Source organism: Burkholderia sp. AU38729 (genome assembly GCF_020419725.1).
GTDB lineage: Bacteria > Pseudomonadota > Gammaproteobacteria > Burkholderiales > Burkholderiaceae > Burkholderia.
Window position 1 is genome coordinate 149,497 of record NZ_JAIZQO010000005.1, and the last position, 24,260, is coordinate 173,756.

Sequence of the window (24,260 nt, forward strand, 5' to 3'; positions counted from 1 at the left end):
AGAATCAACGCCTTATGGCGGATCCCTAGAATCCCCTTCATGGATCGCGCCGGGACTGGCCTGGCGCCCGTGCCCGGATCGAAAAACATGAAACAGACTGAGACACAGCAGCAGGCAGCGTTCGACTATCACGAATTTCCGACCCCGGGAAAGATCTCGGTCGTCGCCAGCAAGCCGCTCGTGACCCAGCGCGATCTCGCGCTGGCGTACACGCCGGGCGTGGCGGGCGTGTGCGAGGCCATCGCCGCCGATCCGCTGCAGGCGCACCGGTTCACGAGCCGCGGCAACCTGGTGGGCGTGATCACGAACGGCACGGCCGTGCTCGGCCTGGGCAACATCGGCCCGCTCGCGTCGAAGCCAGTGATGGAAGGCAAGGCGGTGCTGTTCAAGAAGTTCGCGGGGATCGATGTCTTCGACATCGAGATCAACGAAACCGATCCGGACAAGCTGGTCGACATCATCGCCGGCCTCGAGCCGACCTTCGGCGGCATCAACCTCGAGGACATCAAGGCGCCCGAGTGCTTCACGGTCGAGCAGAAGCTGCGTGACCGCATGAAGATTCCCGTTTTCCACGACGATCAGCACGGCACCGCCATCACCGTCTCCGCCGCGTTCATCAACGGGTTGAAGGTGGTTGGGAAGTCCATCAAGGAAGTGAAGGTCGTGACGTCGGGCGCAGGCGCCGCCGCGCTGGCCTGCCTGGACCTGCTGGTCGACCTCGGGCTGCCGGTTGAAAACGTGTGGGTGACCGACATCGAGGGCGTCGTCTATCGCGGCCGCACCACGCTGATGGACCCGGCGAAGTCGCGCTTCGCGCAGGAAACCGATGCGCGCAAGCTGGCCGACGTGATCGACGGCGCGGACGTGTTCCTGGGCCTGTCGGTCGGCGGCATCCTGACCGCCGACATGCTGAAGGCGATGGCGCCGCGCCCGCTGATTCTCGCGCTGGCCAACCCCACGCCGGAAATCTTCCCGGAACTGGCGCACGCGACGCGCGACGACGTCGTGATCGCGACGGGCCGCTCGGATTACCCGAACCAGGTCAACAACGTCCTCTGCTTCCCGTACATCTTCCGTGGCGCGCTCGACGTCGGCGCGACGACGATCACCCGCGAAATGGAGATCGCCGCGGTTCACGCGATCGCGGGGCTGGCCGAGGAGGAGCAGAACGAAGTCGTCGCGGCGGCCTACGGTGCGTACGACGTGGCGTTCGGCGCGCAATACCTGATTCCGAAGCCGTTCGACCCGCGCCTGATCGTCCGTATCGCGCCGGCCGTGGCCAAGGCGGCGATGGACGGCGGCGTGGCGAAGCGACCGCTGACCGATCTCGACGCGTACGTCGAGCAACTGCAGCAATTCGTCTACCACTCCGGTGCGTTCATGAAGCCGCTGTTCGCGACGGCGCGCCGGCTGGTGCGCGACGGCGGCAAGGCGCGGATCGTCTTTACCGAAGGCGAGGACGAGCGCGTGCTGCGCGCGGTGCAGGTGATCGTCGACGAGAAGCTCGCGCGGCCGATCCTGGTCGGGCGTCCCGAGGTGCTGCTGGCGCGCATCGAGCGATTCGGCCTGCGGATCCGGCTCGGTCAGGATGTCGAAGTAACCAATCCGGAATATGACGAGCGCTTCCCGCAGTACTGGACGAAGTACTGGGAGCTGCGCTGCCGGGACGGCATCTCGAAGGAGATGGCACGAGTCGAGATGCGCCGCCGCCTGACGTTGATCGGCGCGATGATGGTGCGGCTCGGCGATGCGGACGGGATGATCTGCGGGACGGTGGGCGAGTATCACAACCACCTGCGGTTCGTCGACGAGGTGATCGGGAAGAAGCCGGGGGCGTCGACCTATGCGGCGATGAACATCCTGTTGCTCGACCAGCGGACGGTCGCGCTGGTGGATACGCACGTCAACGACAATCCCGACGCGGAGCAGATCGCGGAATTCACGATCGCCGCGGCGCGCCAGATGGAGTGGCTGAACCTGACGCCGAAAGCGGCGCTGCTGTCGCGGTCGAACTTCGGGTCGGGGAGCGCGGCGTCGGGCGTGAAGATGCGCCGGGCGCTGGAGATCGTCCGGGAGCAGGCGCCGGACATCGAGGCGGACGGCGAGATGCATGGCGACTGCGCGCTGGATGAAGGGCTGCGGGCGAAGCTGCTGCCGATGTCGCCGCTGAAGGGTGCGGCCAACCTGCTGGTTTGCCCGAACGTCGACGCCGGTAACATCGCGTACAACCTGTTGAAGACTGAAGCGGGTAGCAATGTGGCGGTGGGGCCGTTCCTGCTCGGTGTGAATGCGCCGGTGAACATTCTGACGTCTAGCGCGACCGTGCGGCGGATCGTGAACATGGCTGCGTTGACGGTGATCGAGGCCAACCGGAATGTGGCCGATTGATTGATGTTGGCGGGGCGGCTGTGGTCGCCCCGCGCGTTCACATATCGACACGCAGTGCGTGATGCGGCCGGAGCGGGTACGGACCAAGCGTTCGTCGTCGGCAAACCCGACGAACGGCTGCAAGTAACGTGAGGCGGCACGTTGTCGAAACAATCGCCCGAATTGAATGCCGCGCGACGGCGTGCACCCCAAACCACGCATTACCCTCCCCATCGGCGGGCGCGCCACCTCCCCCATGTGATGACCAAACCGCAAGACCTAGTGCATAGATATCGTTTGCCGCGGCCTTAATGACTATCGACAATCGTGGCTCGATTTCACCGCCGTGGCGCCAGAAGCGCCGTGGCGGCCGGTATCGGGCGGCTATCCCGGCCGTCCGCGCCATCCAGCCCACGACGACATGTACGCGTTCACTCCCTCATTCCAGAATCCCGCCGGCTCGCCGATCCGCGAACTGTTCAAGTACCTGTCCGAACCAGGCATGATTTCCTTCGCGGGCGGCTATCCGGCCAGCGACCTGTTCGACGTCGACGGCCTGAACGCGGCCGCCGAGCGCGCGTACGCGCAGCCCGTGCGCTGCCTGCAATACGGCCCGACCGACGGCCTCGCCGAACTGAAGCAGCAATTGATCGCGCTGATGGGGCGGCGCGGCGTGACGTGCACGGCGGCCGAGCTGCTCGTCACGACCGGTTCGCAGCAGGGCCTCGACCTGCTGCTGCGCGTGATGGTGTCGCCCGGCGACGTCGTGCTGACCGAGCAACCGGCTTACCCGGCGACGCTGCAGGCGATGCGTCTGCAGCAGGCGCGCATCGTGACGATTCCGGTCGACGGCGCGGGTCTCGATGTCGATCGTCTCGGCGAACAGCTCGCGTCCGGCGCGATCGCGCAGCCGAAACTGCTCTACACGGTCCCGACCTTCGCGAACCCGACGGGCGCGACGCTCACGCGCGAGCGCCGGCTGAAGCTGCTGCGCCTCGCGGTGCAATACCGTTTCCTGATCGTCGAGGACGATCCATACGGCGACCTGCGTTTCGCGGGTGAAGCCGTGCCGTCGATCCTGGCTCTCGCCGACGAAGTGGATGGCGCGCGCGACTGGATCGTGCATTTCGCGAGCCTGTCGAAGATCGTCGCGCCCGGGCTGCGCGTGGGCTGGACGATCGCGCCGGCCGAGATCGCGCGGCGCTGCGTGATCGCGAAGCAGACGGTCGATCTGTGCAGCACGCCGTGGACCCAGGCGGCCGCCGCCGAGTATCTGGCCGACGGTGCGCTCGAACGCCATCTGCCGCGCATCACGGCCGCGTACCAGCGCAAATGCGACGCGATGTGCGACGCGCTGCGCGACGGCCTGGGCGATGCGATCGAATTCCATCGTCCCGAAGGCGGGATGTTCGTGTGGGCGCGGATCGGCGCGGTGTCGTCGGACGTGCTGCTGCAACAGGCGATCGCGAACAAGGTCGTGTTCGTGCCGGGCAAGGCGTTCTTCGCGGACAACGTCGACGCGGCCTCGCTGCGCCTGTCGTTCGCCGCGCCGGACGTCGACGCGATCCGGGAAGGCGTGGCGCGCCTCGTGCGCGCGTATGGTGCGGCGCTGGCCGCGTGAGGAGACATCAACGTGAACATCACCGTCAACGACACCGTATCGATGAGCATCGCGCCGGGCGCGGGCGATAACCGGCCGGTCGCACACCGGTCGTCGCAGATCAGCGCCGGGCCGCAGTATGTGGCCGACGTGCTCGGCCGCTTCGGCGCGGAGCCGGCGGCCGACCTCGGCGACGCGGCACCGGTCGTGCTCGGCTACAACTGAGCCGCGCGGCGACGGCCGGTGCGCCACCCGCGTGCCGTCGTCGCAGCAAACGGTTAAGCTGGCGCGATCGCCACCCGCCCGATCGCCGCTTCGTCATGCCTGACGCCACTTCCGAATCACTCGCGCAAACCTACGAGCGCCTGTGGTCGTGCCTCGAATCCGGCGTGAGCGCGCAACGCTCGCCGTTCACGATGCTGCAGGCCGCGACGCTCGGCATCGACGGCGCGCCGAAGGTGCGCACGATCGTGTTGCGTCAGGTGAGCCGCGCCGATCGCATGCTGTCGTTTCATACCGATGCGCGTTCGGAGAAGGTCGCGGAGCTGCGCCGCGATCCGCGCATCGCGCTCGTCGCCAGCGATCTCGATGCGCTCGTGCAGATTCGCGTGGAAGGTGCGGCATCGATCTGCGACGACGAAGCGCAACGGCGCGCGATCTGGCAAGCGAGCCGTCCGCATACGCTGCTGCTGTATCGCGCACCGTTGCCGCCGGGTACGCCGGTCGAGTCGCCGGAAGCCGCGCATGTCCCGGCGAGCCAGGGTGCCGCATCGACCGATGACGGCTACGACAACTTCTGCCTGCTCCACGTGACCGTGACGCGTATCGACTGGCTCGAACTCGCGCGCGCCGGCCATTGCCGCGCGGTGTTCGACCTGCATGAAAGCGGCTACGAAGGCCGCTGGGTCGCGCCTTGACGCGGCCGACGCCCGCTCAAGGGCGCCTGTCCGACATCACCTGCGCGGCCATCCATTCGCGCATCACGACGATCGCATCGTCGTCGCGCCGCTCGGCCGGATACACGAGATAGAACCCCACCGACAGCGGAAACGCGAAATCGAACGGCTTGCACAGCCGGCCCGCGGCGATGTCGCGCTCGACCAGCGGATCGGTGGCGAGCGCGATGCCCTGGCCGGCGACGGCCGCATCGATCGCGAGCGACGTCTGGTTGAAGCGCAACCCCTTGTGCGGATCGAGGTCGACGGGCTCGGGCATCGCGGCGAGGAACTCGGGCCACAGGTCGTGCGCGTCATGCAGCAGCACGTGGCCCGCGAGCGCGCGCGGCGACGCGGGCGCGGCCAGCAGCGCGGGGCTGCACACGGCACACACGTCGAGCGGGAACAGCGCATGCGTGGCGAGATGCTTGCCGAACGGCGGCTTGCCGTAGCGGATCGCGAGATCCACGCCGTCGTGGCGGAACGTCGCGATCTGCGGGTCGGCGATCACGCGCACGTCGTAGTCGGGATGCGCGTCGGTGAACTGCGCGAGCCGCGGGATCAGCCATTTCGACGCGAACGACGGCGTCGTGCTGATCGTCAGCGCGGCGCGCCGCTTCACGAGCTTGTCGGTCGCGTCGGCGATCGCATGCAGCGCGCGCTGCACGTCGGAGAAATACGCGGCGCCGTCGTGCGTCAGCGCGAGGCCGCGCGGCAGGCGTTCGAACAGCTTCAGGCCGAGCACGTCCTCGAGGTGGCGCACCTGCTGCGCGACAGCGCCCTGCGTGACGCCGATCTCGTCGGCGGCGGCGCGGAAATTGAGGTGCCGCGCGGACACTTCGAATGCACGAAGCGCATTCAGCGGCGGCAGGCGGGAGGGGCGAGGCGGCATCGTCAGGCTGTAGAAAAACTATCGGCTGGAGGCAGAAATACTGGTTCGACAGTCGTGATGGATGCGCCTACATTACCACCATGGCGGGCCGAACGGCGGCTGCGCGGCGGCAGGATTCGAACGAGGAGCACATCGTGACTGTAGAAAAAGTAGCGTTGATCACGGCGGCAGGCAAGGGTATGGGCGCGGCGATCGCGCGCGAACTGGCGGCGACGGGCTATCGCGTCGCGCTGATGTCGCCGTCGGGCAGCGCGGTGGCGCTGGGCGAGGAACTGGGCGGGTTCGGCATCCAGGGCTCGGTGACGGAAGAAGCCGACATCGACCGGCTCGTGCAGGAAACGGTGGCGCGCTACGGTCGCATCGATGCGGTCGTGAACAATACCGGGCACCCGCCGAAGGGCGAGCTGCTGGCGATCACCGACGACAACTGGCACGCGGGGCTCGACCTGATCCTGCTGAACGTGGTGCGCGTGATGCGCCGCGTGACGCCGATCTTCCAGCAGCAGGGCGGCGGCGCGGTGGTCAACATCTCGAGTTTCGCGGCGGATGCGCCCGAGCAGCCGATGCCGGTTTCGTCGGCGCTGCGCGCGGCGCTGAGCGCGTGGACGCGGCTTTACGCGGAACGCTATGCGGCCGAGAACATCCGGATGAACGCGGTGCTGCCGGGTTTCATCGACAGCTGGCCGGAAACGCCGGAGATCGTCGCGCGCATTCCGGCCGGCCGCTTCGGCAAGACCAGCGAGATCGCGAAGACGGTCGCGTTCCTGCTGTCGGACGGCGCGGGCTACATCACCGGCCAGAACATTCGCGTCGACGGCGCGATCGTCAAGGCGCTCTGAGCGGCGGGCGGGCGGCTGCACGGGCTGATCGCTCGCCGGCGGGGAGTCGGTTCGCGCACGTATGAGGCGTGCGCGCTTGCTTGCGGTGTCAACGCGCTGTCTCGACGTCTGCGTAAGACGCGTCGAATTTTGTCTTCCCGTATGGAGGCGGCGGCCATTTGCAGGGTGGCCGTCTGATCGGACGGCCCTTGCGCCGATGTCAGGATGGCCATAACATGGGCGTGTTATATCACATGGCCGAGTGATGTAACACGCCCATGTGATATGATCCGGCCATGTGATATCGCATAGCCGCGCGAGGCCGAAATGGATCCGATCTCAGACGAAATGCCGGGGCGTCACGCGCTCCTGGCCTTCCGAAAGCTATTCGAGGAAGCAGACGGATGGCACGTCATGGATAGGGGAGAGCAGGATCATGCCGGCGACGTCCTCCTGCGCAGCGATCGTGGCCACACCTTTCTCGCGGCCCTCAAGGCCTTCAACGATGGACGAGCCGACCGAGTGACGGCGGCGTTTGCCCAGATGCTTCTCGAGGCGCGTGTGCACGCGAAGCGGCAAGGAATGCGTCCCGCCATTCTGATCTGGGTCCGCAGTGCTTCGCCCGCTCTCATCAGGCGTCTGGTCGAATTCCATCGCGAGTACGGAGATTCCGAACCCTTTGCCGTCCTCTCGATGGCCGGGACGCGATATGTCCGGTTTCCGGGTTTCGAACTGGATAAGCCATCGGACGCACCGACCAGCTTCTACCGGAGTAGTGACGGGACGCGGCCGCGCCTGGTGCTGTCGGACCTCGCGCAGTGGATGCTCAAACTCATGCTGGCGCCGGACATTGCGTTCACGTCGAATCCCGACGAGGGTGACGAGCCGTGGCTCGGCGCCGAGAACATGCGCTATGGCTCGGCGACCGACCTCGCACGCGCCGCCGGCGTGTCGCTCATGACCGCCACGCGGCTCGTGAACGGCCTGATCGAAGAGGGTTTCCTCGAGACGCGCCCTTTCCTGAAACTCGTACAGCGAGGCAAACTCGCGCGACGTTGGAAGGCGGAATACCGGGCCCCTGCACTGGCTCTTCCCATGAAGTTTCTTTCGGAAGCAGCGCCCGACGTGCAACTGCGCAGACTCCTCCAAAGACATGGTGGCATTCTCGGCAACTTCGCGGCGGCCGAGGCACTGGGTTTCGGGCATGTGAAGGGCGTGACGCCAACGGTCTGGGTTCACAACCTGCGAGAGGCCGAAAACTGGCGTCCTCTGCGACTGGCGAAAGAGGGGGAGCGTCCTGATCTTGTCCTGCAGCAACCGAGCTTTCCGCAATCGCTGACGCGTGGTTGCGTCGACAGGAAAGGCGTGCGTGTCACGGACCTCATCCAGACATGGCTCGACGTTTCCGCGCATCCTGCGCGAGGCGCGGAAATGGCGGCCGAGTTGGAGCATGGGGTACTTGCAAAGGTAGTAGGAGAAGGGGCATGAGCGAACTCGCGGAATTCAGCAAGCTCGCAGTAACGCTCGAGCAGTGGCGCTCCAACATCGTGTTCATCGGGGGCTGGGCATTCCGGCTTTACGAATACGAGCCGCGCGCCTACAAACCCGAGCACAAGCCGATCTTCACGCAAGATGCCGATGTTGCGTACGCACACCAGGCGGTACTCGAAGGGGATATCAAAAGTGCGCTGGGGGGGCGGGTTTCAAGGCAGAGCCGAACTTCGCAGGCGGGTTCAAGCCGCCTGCAATGCGATACACGCTGGGCGAGGGCGGCAATGGGTTTTATGCGGAATTCCTGACGCCGCTGGTCGGTAGCCCCAGGCGACGCGTCAAGGGCACGAATGATACGGAGCCGAACGCAACCGAAGCGAAGGCGGGTGTGGTTGCACAGAAGCTGCCGCATCTCGAAGTACTGCTGCACGAGCCATGGATCGTGACGATTCCCGCAACGGAGTCTGGCCTGGGCGAGTCAGTGCGTGATCTACGCATTCCGAATCCGGTGAGCTTCATGATCCAGAAGCTTCTGATCCGGGAGGAGCGGTTCGTGGAAAAGCGTCCCCAGGACGTTCTCTACATCCACGACACGATGAACATCTTCGGCGTCGCGATCGGAGATGACCTGGCGCCCATCTGGAAAAGCCTCGAAGTCACGTTGACGGATGCGCAGCGCAAGTCGGTCAAAACGGGTGTGGAGGCGCTATTCACGGAGGTCAACGATACGATTCGGGCCGCGGCGGACATTCCGCGATCCGATCGATACATCGAACCCGTTACCATGCTCAGGCTGTGCCAGAACGGATTCGAAGAACTTTTCGGTCACGCCATCTGATTTTGACGCGCACTTGCCCGAGCAGTCGATGCTGGCGCGTCGTTGACACGGCGCTCGCCTCCCAGCCGCTACAAACGCGTACAAATCAGACAAATACCGGATACATCAGACCTTTCAAATGGGCGACGCCGCGTGACGCGGGCGCGCCGGATTGAAAGCGAAGGCGCGTTTCCCGCGCGCGGCATGTTCACTTTCCACTTCACGAAAGGAGATGCCGAACGATGTCTTCCACACCGTTTTCCCCGATGCGTCGCCACCTGCTGGCCACCTCCGTGGCCGCCGGGGTCTCGGCGATGCTGCCCACCGCGCTGCATGCGGCGACCGGCGCGACCGGCATACGCCCGTTCACCGCGCACATACCCGATGACGCCGTGGCCGACCTGCGCCGCCGCATCGCCGCGACGCGCTGGCCGGGTCGCGAGACCGTCGCCGACGAATCGCAAGGCGTGCGGCTCGCGCGCATGCAGGCGTTGCTGCGTTACTGGGGCACCGACTACGACTGGCGCAAGGGCGAGGCGCGCCTGAACGGCTTCCCGATGTTCATCACGGAAATCGACGGGCTCGACATTCATTTCATTCACGTGCGCTCGCGGCACGAGAACGCGATGCCGATGATCATGACGCACGGCTGGCCGGGCTCGATCTTCGAGTTGCTGAAGGCGATCGGCCCGCTGACCGATCCGACCGCGCATGGCGCGAGCGCCGACGATGCGTTTCACGTCGTCGTGCCGTCGTTGCCGGGCTTCGGCTTCTCGGGCCGTCCGACGCAGACCGGCTGGGGTTCCGACCACATCGCGCGCGCATGGGGCGAGCTGATGGCGCGGCTTGGCTATACGCGCTTCGTGTCGCAGGGCGGCGATTGCGGCTCGGTGATCTCGCACCGGATGGCGATGCAGCGCGTGCAGGGCCTCGCCGGGATTCACGTGAACATGCCGGCGACGGTGCCGCCGGATATCGCGACGCTGCTCGCGACCGATGCGCCCGCGCCGGCTTCGCTGTCGCCGAAGGAGAAGGCCGCGTACGAGAAGCTCGCGACGTTCTATCGCGACAACTGCGGCTACTCGGCGATGATGGTCACGCGCCCGCAGACGGTCGGCTATGCGCTGGCTGATTCACCGTCGGGGCAGGCTGCGTGGATGTACGACAAGATTTCGCAATGGACGTACAGCGGCGGCGTGCCCGAACGCTCGATTCCGCGCGACGAGATTCTCGACGACATTTCGTTGTACTGGCTGACGAACACAGCGACGTCCGCCGCGCAGATCTACTGGGAGGATCACTCGAACAACTTCAACGCGGTGGACATCTCGCTGCCGGCGGCGATCACGGTGTTTCCGGGCGAGATCTACCAGGCGCCGCGCAGCTGGGCCGAGCGCAGTTATCACAACCTGATCTACTTCAACGAAGTCGACAAGGGCGGGCATTTCGCGGCATGGGAGGAGCCGGAACTGTTTGCGCGTGAAGTGCGTGCCGGGTTCCGGCCGCTGCGGCGCGTGTAAGCGGAGAAGGAGTGGCGAACGCGGGCCGGCGCGGTCATGCGGCCTGCGTTTGTTTCTGTTTTGCGGTTCAGCACGCCCACGCGGATGGCAACCTCGGCTACCTGCGGTTCGATGTGTCGTGCCCACCGGCGGTGACGATGGTGCGCCGAACAAGTCAATCGGCACACCACCGAAGCCTGGGTCAGGTCACTTCTTGAACGAATCCTGCGGGACCGGTACCGGGCTCCAGATCTCCGCATCCGACGCGTTGGCCGTGAAGGTCCAGATGTACGTGCCCTTCGTCACGTTTCTCCATTGGAGATCGAAAACAAGTTGCGAATTGCTCACGTTTTCGATGTAGCCCGATTGCGCGTCGTCCGATTGCGGGTCGAATTGCCATTGCTGAGAGGCCGACGCGTTGTTTTTCTTGTAGGTGTTCAGGGTAAGGTATTGCTCGGCGGATACCGTTCCGCAGTCGATGGCGAGCGTGGGGTCGCTGTGCAGCGTGATTCCGCCATCCGGTTGGAAGTCCCACTCGGTATACAGGTTGTCCGCACTGGTGGGAAGGAGCACCAACCGGTTGCCTTTGACGCGATCGGTGACGCCGATGAGCCAGCTGTTGTCGGCCGAGTAATAAATTTTTGCCATTTTTTCCTCTGAGCGGTAATTGGATGAGTCGATAAATGAACGCTTCTTTCCCGACAGCAGCCTCACGTGGAAATCATCCTTGCACAAGACCCTCGATGTATCGGCATATATTCGACGAAAAATCGTCGGCGCTTGATTGGCAAGGTTTAATGATGGGCTTCTGCCTGGGACAAACATTAGGCCCGTCGCATCGCTGAATCAATTACATGCGATTACACGAAGGGTCGCTATCGTGTCGGGAACGGGGCGACCTGCACCGCTGGGCTGATGAATTGCACACGATTGAATGACATATCGATGAAATCGATCCTTCCGGATCGAAACATTCCATCGTAATTATCTGATTTGAAAGCGATTTTGATAAAAATCAAAGATATATCGCGTGAATGATCTGGTAGTTTGAAACCCTCAATACAATGATTCGCGGCACAAAGGCAATTCGGCCCTTTCGCGGTTTCGTTCGATGCAAAAATACGATCCGAGGTTTCGCGATGACGAATAACGACGTGCGCGAGTCGCGCGCGCCCGGCAATGGCATGCGGCCGCTTGAAGGCAAAAGGGGCATCGTCGTCGGCCTGGCGAACGAGCAGAGCATCGCCTGGGGATGTGCGCGCGCCTTTCACGCAGCGGGGGCCGAGCTGGCCGTGACCTGGCAATCCGACCGCGCGTTGCCGTACGTCGAGCCGCTGCTGGAGCAGTTGAAGCCGGCGATCGCGATGCCGCTCGATGTGGGCCGGACCGACCAGATGCGCGACGTGTTCGACACGATCGGCGAGCAATGGGGCCGCCTCGATTTTCTGCTGCATGCCGTCGCCTATGCACCGAGGGCCGACCTGCACGGGCGGGTCGTCGACAGTTCGCCGGAAGGGTTCGCACTCGCGATGGATACCTCCTGCCACTCGTTCATCAGGATGGCGAAACTTGCCGAGCCGTTGATGACGTCCGGCGGCAGCCTGCTGGCGATGACCTATATCGGCGCCGACCAGGTCATCGCCGAATACGGCGTGATGGGGCCGGTCAAGGCGGCGCTGGAAGCCAGCGTTCGCTATCTGGCCGTCGAGCTGGGGCCGGCAGGCATCCGCGTGCATGCGGTGTCGCCCGGTGCGTTGCCCACGCGGGCGGCCTCCGGGTTGCCGAACTTCGATCATCTGCTCGACGACACCGCACGGCGTGCGCCATTGCGCCGGCCGTTCGACATCGACGACGTCGGCGCGCTATGCACCTTTCTTGCCAGCGATGCCGCACGCGCGATGACCGGCGGCGTTCACTACGTCGACGCGGGGATGCACGTGCTCGGCTGACGCGAGACGGCCGCTCCCGGAATGCGTCGGGATTCACCTTGCCCCTCTGGAGAACAGTGTTATGGATGCTGCCACGCAACTGGCGCGCAGTCATGAGATCGCCGCGGAAATTGTCCACGTCCTGCAAAAGCGCACGCAGCACGCGCTGGAACAGTATGGAAAGCGGTTGAGCGAAGCATTCGACGGCGGCGATAGCCTCAGCCACGATCCGGGCGCCGCGCCCTTCGCCACAGCGCTTTCGCCGTTGAGCGCATGGCACTACGCGGTCGACGCCGTCCAGCGCTCGCTGCTGTTCTGGGACACGCTGCGCGAGCGCGGCACGCAATACGTCGAGCGCACGGCCCAGGGGCTCAAGCCGGTGCTGCATTTCGACTACGACGTGGTGCTCGACGGCCGGCAGTTCGAGCGGCCCGTCAATTACGCGCTCGTTCACATCCAGGCGCCGGACGGCGTGAAAGTCGACGCCGCCAAGCGGCCCTACCTGATCATCGATCCGCGCGCGGGGCACGGCCCCGGCATCGGCGGCTTCAAGGACGATTCGCAGGTCGGCGTGGCGTTGCGCGCGGGACATCCGGTGTACTTCGTCGTGTTCTTCCAGGAGCCCGAGCCTGGCCAGACGCTGCTCGACGTGTGCGCGGCGGAACAGGCGTTCGTCCGGAAGGTGCGCGAGCTGCATCCGGACAGCCTCAAGCCGGCCATCGTCGGCAACTGCCAGGGCGGCTGGGCCGCGATGATGCTCGCGAGCTCGTCGGCGGACGATACGGGCCCGATCGTCATCAACGGCGCCCCGATGTCGTACTGGAGCGGCGCGTGGAGCGACGGGCCCGGCGACAATCCGATGCGCTATGCCGGCGGCCTGCTCGGCGGCACCTGGCTCGCGTCGTTTTCGTCGGACCTCGGCAACGGCAAGTTCGACGGCGCATATCTCGTGCAGAACTTCGAGAACCTGAATCCGGCGAACACGTTATGGGACAAGTATTACCACGTGTACGACAACATCGACACCGAGCCGCCGCGCTTCCTCGAGTTCGAGCGCTGGTGGGGCGGCTACTACCTGATGAACCGCGAGGAGATCGAATGGATCACGCGCAACCTGTTCATCGGCAACAAGCTCTGGTCCGGCGAGGTGCGCGACGGGGCGGGCAAGGCGTTCGACCTGCGCGAGATCCGCTCGCCGATCATCCTGTTCGCGTCGATGGGCGACAACATCACGCCGCCGCAGCAGGCGTTCAACTGGGTCGCGGACATCTACGGCAGCACGGAGGAGATCAAGTCGCGCGGGCAGGTGATCATCGGCTTGATGGAGGAGGATGTCGGGCATCTGGGCATCTTCGTGTCGGGCAAGGTTGCGAAGAAGGAGCACGCACAGATCGTCAGCGTGCTGGATGCCGTCGAAACGCTGCCGCCCGGCCTCTATGCGATGTCGATCGAGGAGGTGAAAGGCGCCGTCGGGAAGGTCGCTTACGAGGTCACGTTCGCCGAGCATCGTCTCGAAGAGATCGCGCAACACTTCAACCGCTTCGGGCGCAAGGACGAGCATGCGTTCGAGGCGGTCGCCGAGCTGTCCGAATTCACGCAGCGCGCCTATGAACTGTTCCTGCAGCCGTTCGTGCAGCAGGCCTCGAACGAAACCACGGCGCGCGTGTTGCGCGATTTTCATCCGCTGCGCTTTCAGCGCTGGGCGTTTTCGGACCTGAACCCATGGCTTGGCTGGCTGAAGCCGGCTGCCGACACGGTCAACGCGTATCGCCAGCCGGCCGACGATATCGAACCGTGGCGCAAGCTCGAACGCCGTGGCTCGGACGTCGTCAGCGCATCGCTCGATTTTTTCCGCGCGATGCGCGATGCCGGCACCGAGTCGCTGTTCTTCACGCTGTACACGCAGCCGTTCATGCTTCATTTCGCGGAACAGTATCGCGACCATCATGCCGCTTCGCCGGTCACGACGAACCCGCGCGACCTGCCGTTCGTGAAGGACGCGCTCGCGTCGATCGATCGGGGCGGCTACACCGAAGCGGTTGCGCGCGCAGCGTTTCTGCTCGAACGCAGCGGCGAGCCGTTTCCGCTGGCGCAGCTGGCGACCGAGCGTGAACTCGCCGAAACCTACGCCGAGTATCTGCCGGACCTGCCGCCCGACCAATGGCGGCGCATCTATGGCGAGCAGGAAATCATCGCGACCTACGCGCCGCAGCAGGCCGTTGCCACGCTGCCGGCGCTGCTGGCCCGGCCGGAGGATCGCCAGCGGCTGCTGACGTTGCTGGACAAGTTGCTGGGCGATCCGCGCGTGCAGAGCGCGTCGGTGAGCGAGCAGCAGTGGGCGGCCCTGCAACGCATCCGCGCGGTGCTGGGCGCGTCGCCCGCGAAGCGGCCGGCCAAGGGGCCGGTGGCGGCCCTCGAACGTGTGCAGTGACGGACAGCTAGGAACCACGATGGATAACAGACACGAGAAATATCTCCGCCTCATCGAACACTGCCGGACGCTGGCGCCGATGCCGACGGCCGTCGCGCACCCGTGCGATCGAAGCTCGCTCGAGGGGGCGCTGGAGGCGGCGCGCAAGGGGCTGATCGCGCCGATCCTGGTCGGCCCGAGGGCCCGGATCGAAGCGACCGCCGCGGCGTGCGGGCTGTCGATCATCGATCACGAGATCGTCGATGCGCCGTACAGCGAGGCGTCGGCAGCGGCGGCGGTGCGGCTCGTCCGCGACGGGCGGGCGGCTGCGCTGATGAAGGGCAGCCTGCATACCGACGAGCTCATGGCCGAAGTGGTGCGTCACGATGCCGGATTGCGCACCGGCCGGCGTATCAGCCATTGCTTCGTCATGGACGTGCCCGCGCATGCCGATCCGCTGATCGTGACCGACGCGGCGATCAATATCGCGCCGACGCTCGAGGACAAGGTCGACATCCTGCAGAACGCGATCGATCTTGCGCATGCGCTGGACTTTCCGCAGGTGCGCGTGGCGATCCTGTCGGCGATGGAGACGGTCAACCCGAAAGTGCCGTCGACGCTCGAAGCCGCCGCGCTGTGCAAGATGGTGGACCGGCGGCAGATTACCGGCGCGCTCGTCGACGGCCCGCTTGCGCTCGACAACGCGATCGATCCCGAGGCCGCGCGCATCAAGCAGATCGATTCGCCGGTGGCCGGGCACGCGAACGTGCTGATGGTGCCCAACCTCGAAGCAGGCAACATGCTCGCCAAGAGCCTGTCGTTCCTGGCCGGCGCGGACGCCGCCGGGATCGTGCTCGGCGCGCGCGTGCCGATCATCCTGACGAGTCGCGCCGATTCGCTGATCACCCGGCTGGCTTCATGCGCGGTCGCGATGCTCGTCGCGAATGGGCAGCGTGAAGCGGCCACGCACGCGGGGTGATGCCATGGCAGACGTGATTCTGGTGTTGAATGCGGGCTCGTCGAGCATCAAGTTTTCCGCATTCGACGTGCAGGGCGACACGCTCGGGCTGATCGTGCACGGTCAGGTCGATGGGCTTTACACGGCCAACGCGCACTTCAGCGCCGTCGACCATCACGGGGAGCATCACGAGCAGCAATGGGCCGGCGGCGAGACGTTCGGCCATCACGAAGGGCTCGAGCAGATCGCCGCATTCCTGGAGGCTCACCAGGAAGGACACCGTCTCGCGGCGGTGGGCCATCGCGTCGTGCATGGCGGGCAACGCTTCAGCGGCCCGGTGCGCGTCACGCCCGAGATCGTGGCCGAGCTGGACAAGCTCACGCCGCTCGCGCCGTTGCATCAACCGCACAACCTGACGCCGATTCGCATCCTCGAAACGGTGCAGCCCGGCATCGAGCAAGTGGCCTGCTTCGACACGGCATTCCACCGCACGCAGCCCGCGGTGACCCAGGCGTTCGCGCTGCCCGAGTCGATCACCAGTCGGGGCGTTCGCCGCTACGGCTTCCACGGGCTCTCGTACGAGTACATCGCGAGCGTGCTGCCCGACGTTGCGCCACAGGCGGCGCGCGGGCGTACGGTCGTCGCCCACCTTGGCAACGGCGCGAGCATGTGCGCGCTCGTGGCGGGCAAGAGCGTCGCGAGCACGATGGGGTTCACCGCCGTCGACGGGCTGCCGATGGGCACGCGCTGCGGCAACCTGGACCCGGGCGTCGTGCTCTTCCTGATGGACGAACTCGGGATGGACGTGCGCGCCGTCGAGGATCTGATCTATCGGCGCTCCGGGTTGCTCGGGGTGTCCGGTATCTCGAGCGACATGCGCACGCTGCTCGCGAGCGACGATCCGCATGCGCGCTTCGCGATCGAACTGTATATCACCCGCATTGCGCGCGAACTCGGATCGCTCGCCGCCGCCATGGAAGGCATCGACGCGATCGTCTTCACGGCGGGGATCGGCGAGCACGCGGCGGCGATTCGCGAAGGCGTGATGCGCCGTGCGGCCTGGCTCGGCGTCGAGATCGACGTCGACGCGAACCATGCCGGCGGGCCGCTGCTCACGACGGCGTCGAGCCGCGTGTCGGCGTGGGTGATCCCGACCAACGAAGAACTGATGATCGCGCACCATACGCGCCGGCTGATCCGGTGACGGCGGTCGAATCAAGCAAGGAGCCGTCATGGCCGAACTGTTGCTGGTCAATGTCGAAGAACACGCACGCGACGACGAGGTCGGCGCGTTCCTGACCCGGTATGGATTCCCGCTGTTCGATTCGATCGAGCGGGTGCCGGCCGGGATCGGTAACCCGATCGCGCTGCTCAGGTTCAGTACGCTGTCGTCGGTGGCGCTCTACACGTTGCGCGCACGGATCGATCACCTGTCGTGGCGGGGACGGTCGATCCGTGCGCATATCCTGCCGGATCGGAAGGTGTGAGCGGCTTCTCATGTCAGCATGGTTGAAGGGGGGAATGCGGGCTGATTCCCCTGTCAACACGCCTCTCCAGCACGATTTTTGAATCGCCGTGTGTCGTGTTCGCGCACAGATACGTTGGGATACAAAGCCTGAGGATGGATCGGATATAAATCCGGTGAAGCGATTCACACGGCAGCGCAGTGCCAGCGCCGCCGCCGCGAACGCGGATTCCCGAGCGCCCCTGCGCGCCGTGGTCCCCCTTCCTTAGCGATCGACACTGGAGAACGAGTCATGCCTGAAACCGTGAACACCCGCCGCCGCCTGATCCTCGGTACGACGCTCGCAAGCCTGAGCCTCGCCGACCTCGGCTTCAGCGCCCTCGCGCATGCGCAGTCGGCGCCCGATGCAGCGCCGGCCAAGCGCACGGCCGGCGTCGCGTCGCTGGGCACGATTCACCAGATCGACGCGGGCGTGCTCAACGTCGGGTATGCGGACCTCGGGCCGAAGAACGGCCCGGTCGTGTTCCTGCTGCACGGCTGGCCGTACGACATCTACAGCTACGCGGAAGTCGCGCCGCTGCTCGTCGCGGCCGGCTATCGCGTGATCGTGCCGTACCTGCGCGGCTACGGGTCGACGACGTTCCGTTCGGCCGACACGGTGCGCAACGGCCAGCAGGCCGTGACGGCCGTCGACATCGTCGCGCTGATGGATGCGCTGAAGATCGACCGCGCGGTGTTCGGCGGCTACGACTGGGGCGCACGCACGGCCGACGTGATCGCGGCGCTGTGGCCGCAGCGCGTGAAGGCGCTGGTGTCGGTGAGCGGCTACCTGATCGGCAGCCAGGCGGCGAACGCCGCGCCGCTGCCGCCGCAGGCCGAGCTCCAGTGGTGGTATCAGTTCTATTTCACGACCGAGCGCGGCGAACTCGGCTACACGCAGAACCGCGATGCGTTCAACAAGCTGATCTGGCAGCTCGCGTCGCCGAAATGGCAGTTCTCCGACGAAACCTTTGCGCGCACGGCCGCGTCGTTCCAGAACCCCGATCACGTCGCCGTCGTGATTCACAACTATCGCTGGCGCCTCGGGCTCGCGAAGGGCGAAGCGCAGTACGACGACATCGAGCGCCGCCTCGCGGCCGGGCCGGCGATCACCGTGCCGACGATCACGATGGAAGGCGACGCGAACGGCGCGCCGCATCCCGCGCCGGCCGCCTACGCGAAGAAGTTCACCGGCAAGTACCAGCACCGCACGATCACCGGCGGCATCGGCCACAACCTGCCGCAGGAAGCGCCGCAGGCGTTCGCCGATGCGATCCTGCAAGTGGAGCATCTGTGATGCGGGCGCGGGTGGGTGTGATGCGCCGCATCATGCGACGCACGGTCGTCGCGGGCGTGCTGCTGGCCGGCGCGTGGTCGGCCAGCGGTCCGGCCGCATTCGCGGAGCAGCCGAAGCCGGCCGCCGCCGCTTCGCCGATCTATGGCGTGACGATCCCGCCCGGCTACCGGAAGTGGGAAATGGTCGCGCCGGCCGAGGAAGCCGCGCCACTCGATGAACTCCGTGTGGTGCTCGGCAACCCCGTCGCGATCCGTGCGCTCGAACAGGCGACGCTGCCGTTCCCGGACGGCACGATCCTCGTGAAGCTCGCGTACAAGCGCAAGCAGTCCGACGAGCTCCCGAGTGCCACGGTGCCGGGCCAGGCGACGACCGTGCAGGTGATGGTGAAGGACTCGCGCCGCTATGCATCGACGGGCGGCTGGGGTTTCGGACGCTTCATCAACGGCGTACCGGCCGATATCGGCCAGCATCAGACGTGCTTTGCGTGCCACCAGGCGCGTGTGAAGAACCACGACTACGTGTTCACGCGGCTTGCGCCGTGACGTGCGTGGTTTGATGGATTCGACCGAAGGCGTGCCGTGTATGGCACGCCTTTTTTCATGGTGAGTGGGCTTGGGGGGATCGCGTCGGCAGACGGGCCAGTGAACGATGCGGCAGCCCGGTTTGTATCGCACTGTATCTGCGGCCGTTCCTGAAAAACTGGCATGCAGAAAGCCCCGGTTTCGGAAACATCGCAGATACGTGCGCGGGTTCTACTGTCGACATGCAGGAAACGTTCGATGCCAGACGAACTGGATCGGATGCCGAATGATCGACTGACCTACCTCTCTCAAGGAGAACCCTCATGAAAGCCGCTCGACTCCTCGCCGTTGCCGTCCTCGCTGCCATCCCCGCCCTGTCGTTCGCCGATACCGGCCACGGCCTCACGCGCGCCGACGTGCGCGCCGATCTCGTCCGCCTGGAGAAGGCCGGCTACCGCCCGGCCGGCAGCGAAGCGAACTACCCGAACGATATCGCGGCCGCGGAGGACGCCGTCGCCGCGCAGCAGGTCGCGCGTTCCGACCAGAACGGCCCGTCGAAGTCGCAAGGCGACAATGTGGCCGATGCGTCGACGCCGGCCGGCCATCACGACGCGTCCCAGTCGCGCTCCGCACGGAATGCCGCCGACGACCTGTACGCCCATTCGTGATTGGCTGCCGCGCTTGCCTCAGGCGGGCGCGGCCACCCCTGCAGCACTACATGTGAAAAACACAACAGAGCAAGGAGCATGACGATGGCCGGTTCGATGAAACGCGTTCTGGTATCCGCCGCGGTGATCGGCGGACTGTTCGGTGCGGTGGCGGCGCAGGCCGCGCCGAAAGAAGATCTGAAGGGGACGAACGTCGTGCTCGTGCACGGCGCGTTCGCCGACGGGTCGAGCTGGAACCGCGTGATTCCGCTGCTCGAGGCGCGCGGGCTGCACGTGGTGTCGGTGCAGAATCCGCTGAGTTCGCTCGTCGACGATGCGGCCGCGACGAAGCGCACGGTCGACGCGCAGAAGGGGCCGGTCGTGCTGGTCGGCCATTCGTGGGCCGGCGTCGTGATCAGCGAGGCGGGCAACGACGACAAGGTGAAGTCGCTCGTGTACGTCGCCGCGTTCGCGCCCGACAACGGCCAGTCGATCGCCGACGTCACGCAGGGGCTGCCGGCCCCTGCGTGGGCCGGTGAGCTGCGCAAGGACGCGGGCGGTTTCGCCACGCTGTCGGACAAGGCGATCGCGCAGGATTTCGCCCCCGACCTGCCGCCCGCGCAGCAGCGCATCGTTGCGGCGACCCAGGGGCCGTGGTATGGCGGTTGCCTCTCGGAGAAGGTCACGCAGGCCGCGTGGCATGCGAAGCCGTCGACGTTCGTCGTCGCGACGCAGGACAAGATGATCGACCCGACGCTGCAGGAAGCGATGGCGAAGCGGATCGGCGCGACGGTCACGCGCGTGAACGGCAGCCATGTGGCGATGCTGAGCCAGCCGAAGGCCGTGGCCGACGCGATCATCGCGGCGGCCGAACGCGCGAAGCAGGATCAGCAGTGAGTGAACGCGGCGCCGCGCTTTCGCAGGAAAGTGCGGCGCCATGAGTGAGTGTGATGTCCTTCCACAAGGAGAAGTCATGACGGAACTCTGGCAACTGCCCGCAACCGAACTCGCGAAGCGCGTGCGGCATCGTGACGTGTCCGCGCGAGAAGTGGCGGATGCGGTGCTCGACCGTCTCGAGGCGGTGAATCCGGCGATCAACGCGGTGATCGAGCACCGGCCCGACGATGTCCGGCGGCAAGCCGACGAAGTCGATCGCGCAATCGCGCGCGGCGACGATCCGGGGCCGCTCGCGGGCGTGCCCGTCACCGTGAAGATCAACGTCGACCAGGCGGAATTCGCGACGACCAACGGCACGCGCCTGCAGGAGAACCTGATCGCGCACGCCGACAGCCCGGTGGTCGGCAACATCCGGAAGGCCGGCGCAATCCTGCTCGGCCGCACCAATTCGCCGACGTTCGCGTTGCGCTGGTTCACGTCGAATCTCGTGCATGGCCGCACGCGCAATCCGCGCAACCCGTCGCTGACGCCGGGCGGATCGAGCGGCGGTGCGGCGGCAGCCGTGGCCGCCGGGATCGGCCCGCTTGCCGTCGGCACCGACATCGGCGGCTCGGTGCGTTACCCGGCCTACGCCTGTGGCGTGCATGGCATTCGTCCGTCGCTCGGTCGCGTGCCGGCGTTCAACGCGTCGTCGCCCGAGCGGGCGATCGGCGCGCAGCTGATGTCGACGGCGGGGCCGATTGCACGCACGATCGGCGATCTCGCGCTCGCGTTGCGTGCGTTCGCCGTACCGGACCCGCGCGATCCGTGGCACGTGGCGGTGCCGTTCGACGGGCGCGAGGTGCCGAAGCGCGCGGCACTGTGCGTGCGGCCGGGTGGGTTGCAGGTCGTGCCCGAGGTCGAGGCTGCATTGCGCGATGCCGCGCGGCGGTTGATCGATGCTGGCTGGACCGTCGACGAGATCGACGACACGCCGCCGATGCGCGAGGCGGCACTGTTGCAGGAGCAGCTCTGGCTCGGTGACGGATTCGACGCTTTGATGAACGCGGTCGTGAACGACGGCGATCCGGGGGCGGCTGCCGTGGTCGAGGCCGTGCGCGGCAAGGTGCGCGACCTGCCGGCCGACGTGATCAGCCGCGCGCTCGTCCGGCGCACGACGCTGACGCGTCAGTGGCGGCTGTTTCTCGACGAGTACGCGGTGCTGCTGCTGCCGGTGTCGTCGGAACTGCCGTTCCCGGACGATCTCGACCGCCAGGGGCAGGACGGGTTCGATCGCGTGTGGGAGGCGCAGCTCACGTTGCGCGCGTTGCCGGCGATGGGGCTGCCGGGGTTGGCCGTGACGACGGCGCTCGTGAATGGCGTGCCGGTCGGCGTGCAGGTGGTTGCCGCGCATCATCGCGAGGATCTGTGCCTGCTCGCGGGGCGCGATATCGAAGCGCGCGGCGTGCCGGTCGCGCCGGTCGACCCCGTGGTGTGACGCGTTGAAGCGTGAGTGCATCGGCGATGCCGCGTCCGGCGTCGCACCGATGCATTCCGCCAGCCAACAGGATGTCACCCGCTGTCCCTGCATGCGCGCGCGTGCATGCATGCCATTTCGGATTCCATTGCAACGCGCGGCACGCCGCGTTGATCGTCTTCCGCGAACCCTTTCAAAATCCTTCGATGCGTGACATCGAACGGTCACCATGCTTCCCGTCCTGCTCGCCGATGAACCCGCCCCGATAGCGCACGTCTGCTATTGCATTCCCCGTGCCGCTGATTAGGAAATGAATTTTTATTGGTTCAGCTTGCCCGGCCGCAATCGCATAGTGGCGCTGACGGCTATAGACAGCACGCAAGCTGCAACGGCCGCATTCCCGGTGTCTTTGATCATACGAATCAACGAAAACAAGGAAGTGTCATGACGGTTGCATTGGAAGAACGAACCGCTGCGCAGCAGGCGCTCGAAGGCGCGCGCGCGGCGGCTACGGCGGCCGGCACGCCCTATGCGGGCGGCGTCGCGCCGGAAGTGGCGTGGGCGCTGTTCACCGCCGGCGACGCATTGCTGGTGGACGTACGCACTGCCGAGGAACGGAAATTCGTCGGCCACGTGCCGGAATCGCTGCACGTGCCGTGGGCGACGGGCACGAGCCTGACACGCAACCCGCGCTTCGTGCGCGAACTGGAAGCGAAGACCGGCAAGGAGGCCGTCGTGCTGTTGCTGTGCCGCAGCGGCAACCGCTCGGCGCAGGCGGCCGAGGCGGCGACGAAGGGCGGCTTTACGCAGGTATTCAACGTGCTCGAAGGGTTCGAGGGCGACCTCGACGAGCGGCAGCAGCGCGGCGGCAGCAATGGCTGGCGTTTCCGCGGCCTGCCGTGGGCGCAGGACTGATTCACGGCCGTTACAGGGAGAAAGCAGCATGGCCGCATTCGACATCGACGACATCGTTCAATCGCTGCAGACCGTGCGCCGCGCATGGCGCGAGAAGCAGCGGCGCTCGCTGGAACCGGGCGGGCGCGACCTGCCGGCGCGCGAGGCGCTCGCGCAGATCATCGGCGCGCTGAAGGGCGTGCTGTTCCCGATGCGGCTCGGGCCGCCCGACCTGCGCCAGGAGAGCGAGAACTTCCACGTGGCCCATGCACTCGACGCCGCGCTGAATGCGCTGCTCGCGCAGGTGAAGCTGGAATTGCGCTATGCGGCGCGACAGCGCAATGCCGACGGGCCGGTCGACAACGTCGATGAAGTGGCGTCGGCGGCCGTGCAGGCATTCGCCGCGCGCTTGCCCGAGATTCGCCGGCTGCTCGACAGCGACGTGCTGGCCGCGTTCCATGGCGATCCGGCCGCCGGCAGCGTCGACGAGGTGCTGCTGTGCTACCCGGGCATCCTCGCGATGATTCACCACCGGCTCGCGCACGAGCTGTACGGGCTCGGGCTGCCGCTGCTCGCACGGATCATCGCCGAGCAGGCGCACGCGGAAACGGGCATCGACATTCATCCGGGCGCGCGCATCGGCGCGGGCTTCTTCATCGACCACGGCACGGGTGTCGTGATCGGCGAGACGGCGATCATCGGTGAGCGCGTGCGCGTGTACCAGGCCGTCACGCTCGGCGCGAAGCGCTTTCCGCGCGATGCTGACGGCCATCTGGAGAAGGGGCATGCCCGCCATCCGATCGTCGAGGACGACGTGGTGATCTATGCGGGCGCAACGATCCTTGGCCGCGTGACGATCGGACGCGGCGCGGTGATCGGCGGCAACGTATGGCTCACGCAGGACGTGTTGCCCGGCGAAAACGTCACGCAGGCCGTGCTGCGCAGCGAAGCGAACGCCGCGCCGCGCGCGGCGGCGCGCGTCGCCTAGGAGGCGCGATGAGCGACCTCATCCATCACTTCGGCGCCACCGTGCGCAAGCTGCGCGAGGCGCGCACGTGGTCGCAGGAGCAACTGGCCGAGCATGCGGGGCTGAACCGCTCGTATGTCGGCGAGATCGAGCGCGGCGAGGCGATCGCGTCGATCGTCACCGCCGACAAGATCGCGCGCGCATTCGACGTGTCGATCTCGACACTGCTGCCGGGCGCGTACGTCACCTGAGGCTGCCTCGTTTCATTTCCCTTTCGGTTGCACGCGACCTGACGGCTATAGCATGTTGAGCCGGCAGGTGCGTGCTTCCGATAATCACCGAGCGTCATAAGCAATCCCGTT

The 24,260-nt window shown here is 66.1% G+C and carries 22 protein-coding genes and 1 pseudogene; 21 read left to right on the plus strand and 2 right to left on the minus strand.

Features of this window, described 5'->3' with window-relative positions; all coding sequences use genetic code 11:
* The first annotated feature begins 87 nt into the window (after positions 1-87).
* From LGM56_RS15225 to LGM56_RS15240, 4 genes are all read left to right on the plus strand, one after another.
* Positions 88-2,388, plus strand: coding sequence for an NADP-dependent malic enzyme (locus LGM56_RS15225; protein WP_226205454.1), 2,301 nt, complete (start codon positions 88-90; stop codon positions 2,386-2,388).
* A gap of 400 nt (positions 2,389-2,788) precedes the next feature.
* Positions 2,789-3,988: a PLP-dependent aminotransferase family protein gene (locus tag LGM56_RS15230; RefSeq protein WP_226205840.1), complete on the plus strand. Its 1,200-nt coding sequence runs from the start codon at positions 2,789-2,791 to the stop codon at positions 3,986-3,988.
* Between the two features lie 12 nt (positions 3,989-4,000).
* Positions 4,001-4,192 carry a hypothetical protein gene (locus LGM56_RS15235; protein WP_089443292.1) on the plus strand — a complete coding sequence of 64 codons (192 nt, stop codon included), beginning with the start codon at positions 4,001-4,003 and terminating at the stop codon, positions 4,190-4,192.
* A gap of 95 nt (positions 4,193-4,287) precedes the next feature.
* Positions 4,288-4,884: a pyridoxamine 5'-phosphate oxidase family protein gene (locus LGM56_RS15240; RefSeq protein ID WP_089497731.1), complete on the plus strand. Its 597-nt coding sequence runs from the start codon at positions 4,288-4,290 to the stop codon at positions 4,882-4,884.
* Positions 4,885-4,900: 16 nt separating this feature from the next.
* Here the strand turns inward: LGM56_RS15240 and gcvA are convergent, their stop codons facing one another.
* Positions 4,901-5,794, minus strand: a complete 894-nt coding sequence (gene gcvA / locus LGM56_RS15245; RefSeq protein ID WP_089497730.1) for a transcriptional regulator GcvA — start codon at positions 5,792-5,794, stop codon at positions 4,901-4,903.
* A 134-nt stretch (positions 5,795-5,928) separates the two neighbouring features.
* Between gcvA and LGM56_RS15250 the strand changes: the two genes are divergently transcribed.
* From LGM56_RS15250 to LGM56_RS15265, 4 genes and pseudogenes are all read left to right on the plus strand, one after another.
* On the plus strand, positions 5,929-6,633 hold the full coding sequence (locus LGM56_RS15250; RefSeq protein WP_089498189.1) for an SDR family oxidoreductase: 705 nt from the start codon (positions 5,929-5,931) through the stop codon (positions 6,631-6,633).
* A gap of 306 nt (positions 6,634-6,939) precedes the next feature.
* Positions 6,940-8,100, plus strand: coding sequence for a helix-turn-helix domain-containing protein (locus LGM56_RS15255; RefSeq protein ID WP_089497729.1), 1,161 nt, complete (start codon positions 6,940-6,942; stop codon positions 8,098-8,100).
* Positions 8,097-8,941 (plus strand): annotated as a pseudogene (locus tag LGM56_RS15260) (GSU2403 family nucleotidyltransferase fold protein). Before LGM56_RS15255 ends, LGM56_RS15260 begins: the two are co-directional and overlap by 4 nt.
* A gap of 221 nt (positions 8,942-9,162) precedes the next feature.
* Positions 9,163-10,440, plus strand: coding sequence for an epoxide hydrolase family protein (locus LGM56_RS15265; protein ID WP_089497727.1), 1,278 nt, complete (start codon positions 9,163-9,165; stop codon positions 10,438-10,440).
* A 186-nt stretch (positions 10,441-10,626) separates the two neighbouring features.
* Here the strand turns inward: LGM56_RS15265 and LGM56_RS15270 are convergent, their stop codons facing one another.
* Entirely contained in the window at positions 10,627-11,133 is a 507-nt protein-coding gene (locus tag LGM56_RS15270) for an RICIN domain-containing protein (RefSeq protein WP_226205456.1), read from the minus strand.
* A 425-nt stretch (positions 11,134-11,558) separates the two neighbouring features.
* On the opposite strand from LGM56_RS15270, the gene fabI reads away from it, so the two are divergent.
* The 13 genes from fabI (at position 11,559) to LGM56_RS15335 (ending at position 24,149) form a co-directional block, all read left to right on the plus strand.
* Positions 11,559-12,368 (plus strand): enoyl-ACP reductase FabI, encoded by an 810-nt coding sequence (fabI, locus tag LGM56_RS15275; RefSeq protein WP_413226778.1) that lies wholly within the window; start codon positions 11,559-11,561, stop codon positions 12,366-12,368.
* Positions 12,369-12,429: 61 nt separating this feature from the next.
* The gene (locus LGM56_RS15280; protein ID WP_226205458.1) at positions 12,430-14,778 is read left to right on the plus strand and encodes a DUF3141 domain-containing protein; all 2,349 of its coding nucleotides are present in this window, start codon (positions 12,430-12,432) and stop codon (positions 14,776-14,778) included.
* A 19-nt stretch (positions 14,779-14,797) separates the two neighbouring features.
* Positions 14,798-15,736, plus strand: a complete 939-nt coding sequence (locus tag LGM56_RS15285; protein ID WP_226205460.1) for a phosphate acetyltransferase — start codon at positions 14,798-14,800, stop codon at positions 15,734-15,736.
* A gap of 4 nt (positions 15,737-15,740) precedes the next feature.
* Positions 15,741-16,919, plus strand: a complete 1,179-nt coding sequence (locus LGM56_RS15290) for an acetate/propionate family kinase (protein WP_226205462.1) — start codon at positions 15,741-15,743, stop codon at positions 16,917-16,919.
* A 28-nt stretch (positions 16,920-16,947) separates the two neighbouring features.
* Complete coding sequence (locus LGM56_RS15295) at positions 16,948-17,202, plus strand: hypothetical protein (protein WP_089428318.1); 255 nt, start codon at positions 16,948-16,950, stop codon at positions 17,200-17,202.
* Between the two features lie 270 nt (positions 17,203-17,472).
* Positions 17,473-18,516, plus strand: coding sequence for an alpha/beta fold hydrolase (locus LGM56_RS15300; protein WP_089497721.1), 1,044 nt, complete (start codon positions 17,473-17,475; stop codon positions 18,514-18,516).
* Complete coding sequence (locus LGM56_RS15305) at positions 18,516-19,058, plus strand: cytochrome P460 family protein (RefSeq protein ID WP_089497720.1); 543 nt, start codon at positions 18,516-18,518, stop codon at positions 19,056-19,058. The genes LGM56_RS15300 and LGM56_RS15305 overlap by 1 nt, the downstream gene beginning before the upstream one ends.
* Before the next feature lie 302 nt (positions 19,059-19,360).
* Entirely contained in the window at positions 19,361-19,705 is a 345-nt protein-coding gene (locus LGM56_RS15310) for a DUF4148 domain-containing protein (RefSeq protein WP_089497719.1), read from the plus strand.
* A gap of 84 nt (positions 19,706-19,789) precedes the next feature.
* Positions 19,790-20,581: an alpha/beta fold hydrolase gene (locus LGM56_RS15315; RefSeq protein WP_226205464.1), complete on the plus strand. Its 792-nt coding sequence runs from the start codon at positions 19,790-19,792 to the stop codon at positions 20,579-20,581.
* Positions 20,582-20,657: 76 nt separating this feature from the next.
* Complete coding sequence (locus tag LGM56_RS15320) at positions 20,658-22,058, plus strand: amidase family protein (protein WP_226205466.1); 1,401 nt, start codon at positions 20,658-20,660, stop codon at positions 22,056-22,058.
* A gap of 423 nt (positions 22,059-22,481) precedes the next feature.
* On the plus strand, positions 22,482-22,952 hold the full coding sequence (locus tag LGM56_RS15325) for a rhodanese-like domain-containing protein (protein WP_226205467.1): 471 nt from the start codon (positions 22,482-22,484) through the stop codon (positions 22,950-22,952).
* Positions 22,953-22,980: 28 nt separating this feature from the next.
* Entirely contained in the window at positions 22,981-23,919 is a 939-nt protein-coding gene (gene epsC / locus LGM56_RS15330; protein ID WP_089497715.1) for a serine O-acetyltransferase EpsC, read from the plus strand.
* Between the two features lie 8 nt (positions 23,920-23,927).
* Complete coding sequence (locus LGM56_RS15335; protein ID WP_006484517.1) at positions 23,928-24,149, plus strand: helix-turn-helix domain-containing protein; 222 nt, start codon at positions 23,928-23,930, stop codon at positions 24,147-24,149.
* Positions 24,150-24,260 lie beyond the last annotated feature (111 nt).